Annotated in this window: 4 protein-coding genes and 1 pseudogene; 4 read left to right on the top strand and 1 reads right to left on the bottom strand. The window is 68.2% G+C overall.

The window, feature by feature from the left end; genetic code table 11:
• A partial coding sequence (locus ACFQEU_RS13215; protein WP_465261150.1) for a Y-family DNA polymerase occupies positions 1 to 672 on the bottom strand: 672 nt, incomplete at its 3' end.
• Between the two features lie 183 nt (positions 673 to 855).
• Here ACFQEU_RS13215 and ACFQEU_RS13220 point away from each other — a divergent pair.
• From ACFQEU_RS13220 to ACFQEU_RS13235, 4 genes and pseudogenes are all read left to right on the top strand, one after another.
• Positions 856 to 2,607 carry a PAS domain S-box protein gene (locus ACFQEU_RS13220; protein WP_379782887.1) on the top strand — a complete coding sequence of 584 codons (1,752 nt, stop codon included), beginning with the start codon at positions 856 to 858 and terminating at the stop codon, positions 2,605 to 2,607.
• Positions 2,564 to 2,749: a sensor histidine kinase gene (locus ACFQEU_RS13225; RefSeq protein ID WP_379782889.1), complete on the top strand. Its 186-nt coding sequence runs from the start codon at positions 2,564 to 2,566 to the stop codon at positions 2,747 to 2,749. The genes ACFQEU_RS13220 and ACFQEU_RS13225 overlap by 44 nt, the downstream gene beginning before the upstream one ends.
• Positions 2,750 to 2,807: 58 nt before the next feature.
• Positions 2,808 to 3,086: a zinc ribbon domain-containing protein gene (locus tag ACFQEU_RS13230; protein WP_379782891.1), complete on the top strand. Its 279-nt coding sequence runs from the start codon at positions 2,808 to 2,810 to the stop codon at positions 3,084 to 3,086.
• Between the two features lie 83 nt (positions 3,087 to 3,169).
• Positions 3,170 to 3,381: pseudogene (locus ACFQEU_RS13235) on the top strand (phosphate ABC transporter permease); the annotation flags it as partial.

Here is a 3,381-nt window from a genome sequence, read left to right on the forward strand (position 1 = left end):
GACGCTCGCGGGAACGCCGGCCTCCCGCTCGATCCGGTCTTTGACGTGTCTCGCGTACCCCTCGGCCACCGTCCGGGCGTCGGCCGGCCCCGCCGCGGTGCTCGGTGCGGGGCCGTCGTCGCCGTCGGGATCCGACCCGTTTCCCGCATCGACGGCGTCCCATGCGGTTCGGTCGGTGACGTCGAGATACGCCTCGTCGATGCTCACCTCGCGGACGACGTCGGCGCAGTCGTGCAACACCGCTTTGACCTCGCTGGCGACCGACTCGTAGAACTCGAGATCGACGGGGCGGTAGCGGCCGGTCTCCGTCCCCCCCGTTCCGGGCTCCGTCTCCCCCGTTCCGGGCTCCTTGCCGTCGTCCGTCGCCTCACAGCCAGTTCCCTCGCCCGCCCCCGCCCGCCGCGGCAGCAGTTCGAGCGCCTCGGAGATGGGCATGGCGCTCTCGACGCCGAACTCGCGAGCCTCGTAGCTCGCGGTCGCGACCGCGCCGGCGGTCTCCCCGGGCTCGTACCCCATCCCGACGACGAGGGGCTCGCCGCGGAGTTCGGGCTCGCGCAACCGCTCACAGGACGCGTAAAAACAGTCCATGTCCACGTGGAACACGACGCGGTCCGGGCCGCTATCCGCCGGCCCGTGTGCGTCGTCCATCCCGGGGAGCGTCCCGCCGTTCATCGGTCGCCGATCGGTGGGCCGTGCCCTTAAGCGCGCGCCACGCGGAGTGGAGGTGAAACGACGGCGGAGCCGTGACGTGTGAGCAGGGGGTCGTCGGGCCCGGGGCGGCGTCGCGTCGCCGACCGGATCCAACCCTGATACTCGGGCCGATACGCGTTTATTGTGTCGCCGTGTGTGTCCGGTATGAGCGAACGGATCGACGTGTTACACGTCGACGACGACCCCTCGGTGTTGGATCTCGCCGAGGCGTACTTCGAACGGGAGCTGGAGTCGGTGTCGGTGACGAGCGTGACCGACCCGGAAACGGCGCTGGAGCGGATCGACGGGGAGTCGTTCGACTGTCTCGTCAGCGACTACGACATGCCCGGGATGAACGGGCTCTCGCTCTTCGAGGCGTTGCGCGAGGACCACCCGAAGGTCCCGTTCGTGTTGTACACCGGCAAGGGGAGCGAGGAGATCGCGAGCCGGGCGATCAACGCTGGCGTCACCGGCTACTTCCAGAAGGGCGGCCCCGAACAGCTCCAGCGGCTCGCGAACCGGGTGGATCAGGCTGCGACGGAGTATCGAACGCAGCAAGCGGCCGAACGCTACTCGACGGTTCTGAAGGCGCTCGGCTACCCGATCTACGTCGTCGACGAGACGGGAACGTTCGAGTACGTCAACGAGCCGTTCGCCGAGCTGACCGGCTACGATCGCGAGGAGATCATCGGTAGCAAGCCGGGACTGATAAAGGACGACCCGGCCGTCCGGGAGGCCGAGGAGCGGCTCGGGTCGATCCTGTCCAGTTCAGGGCCGGACCTCCAGCGGTTTCGCGTGGACATCATCCCGAAGGAGGGAGACCCGATCCCGTGTCGTGACCACATGGCGGTGTTACCGTACGAGGGCGAGGAGTTCGACGGGAGCGTCGGGATCCTCCGAAACATCTCCGAGGAGGTCAAAGAGCGTGAGGAGTTCCAGACGAAACGCCGGGCGTTGGAGGAGGCGCCGGTCGGTATCACGATCACGGACCCGACGCTGCCGGACAACCCGATGACGTACGTCAACGACGAGTTCGTCGAGATGACCGGATACGGCCGCGACGAGGCGATCGGCGTCAACTGCCGGTTCCTTCAGGGACCGGACACCGATGAGGAGCCCGTACAACGGCTCCGCGAGGCGATCGACGCCGAGGTGCCCGCTACCGTCGAGCTGTTGAACTACCGCAAGGACGGCACCGAGTTCTGGAACCGCGTCAGCGTCGCCCCGATCCGCGAGGAGGACGACGGCGACGTGACCGGCTGGGTCGGCTTCCAAGAGGATATCACGGCGTTCAAGGAGCGCGAGGCGGCGCTCCGGCGGCAGAACGAACGGCTCGACGAGTTCGCCGGCATCGTGAGCCACGACCTTCGGAACCCGCTCAACGTCGCACAGGGCCGCGTGGACCTCGCCCGTGCGGCGACGGACTCCGAACACCTCGACGCCGCGGCCGACGCTCTCGACCGGATGGAGTCGATCGTCGAACACACCCTCACGCTGGCCCGCGAGGGGGAGAGCGTCGGCGACCCCGAACCCGTCGAACTCGCCGAGATCGCGGCTGACAGCTGGGAGACGGTCGACACGGGTGACGCGGTGCTCGAAGTGCTCGCCGACCGAACCGTCTCCGCGGACCCCGCACGACTCCGGAACCTCTTCGAGAACCTCATGCGCAACAGCGTGGAACACGGGTCCACGAGCAACCGGACGCAGTCCGGTGACAGCGTCGAGCACGGGTCCACAAGCGGTCGAACGAAGCCCGACGACAGCTTGGCACACGGGCAGACGACCGACAGCCACAGCGTTACGGTCCACGTCGGCGACCTCGAGGACGGTTTCTACCTCGCGGACGACGGTCCGGGGGTCCCCGAGGAGGTCCGTGACGGACTGTTCGGAACCGGGAAAGAGCGGGACCGAGGGTAACACCGGGTTCGGACTCGCCATCGTCAAGGAGATCGCCAACGCTCACGGTTGGGAGATCCGGGCCACGAACTCCGAGACGGGCGGGGCGCGGTTCGAGATCCGTGGGGTCGACCGGCCGGCACTCCCCATCGGCAGTCGCTGAACCGACTTCCGGCACTCCGGACTGGAGTATATAAGTTACCCCGACACCAACGACGGCCGTGCCCCGCGATCGCGTCCGTTGTGTCGAGTGCCACGAGCCGATCCCGAAGGACGCCCGGTTCTGCCCCCACTGTGAGACGGTACAGCCGTCGCCGCTTCTCGACGTGGGCGTCGTCGTGACCGGCGTGTTCGCGTTCGTGTTCGGCGTCATTCTCACAGTGATGACGATCGGGACCACCAGACTCGCCGGCTTCACGCTCGTCGTCCTCGGCTTCGGGCTCTCGGTCGGCGGCTACACGCGCTACATCGACCGGCAGGCAGGGCGGCGTCGGCGGTGATCCGCTCGGCGAGCGCGCTCGGTCGTACACCGTTCCCGCCTCGGTCGTGACCTTTTAAGTCCACCCACCGCACACGTGGCCGTATGGTTACGCCACTCGACATCGGGGTCGTCGTCGCCGGGCTCCTGCTCGCGTTCGTCGGCGCGGCGGTCTCCGTGTACGCCGTGACGCTGACCGGGTTCCTGATCGGTGCGGGTGCCGGCTACCTCGCCGCCCCGAACCTCGTCGGCCTCATCGCGGTCGACGGGCTGGTGCTCTCCGGCGCCGGCGTCCTCCTCGGCGGTGCGATCGGCGG

Origin of the sequence: Halorubrum tibetense (assembly GCF_042661865.1) — an archaeon.
Classification (GTDB): Archaea; Halobacteriota; Halobacteria; order Halobacteriales; family Haloferacaceae; genus Halorubrum; species Halorubrum tibetense.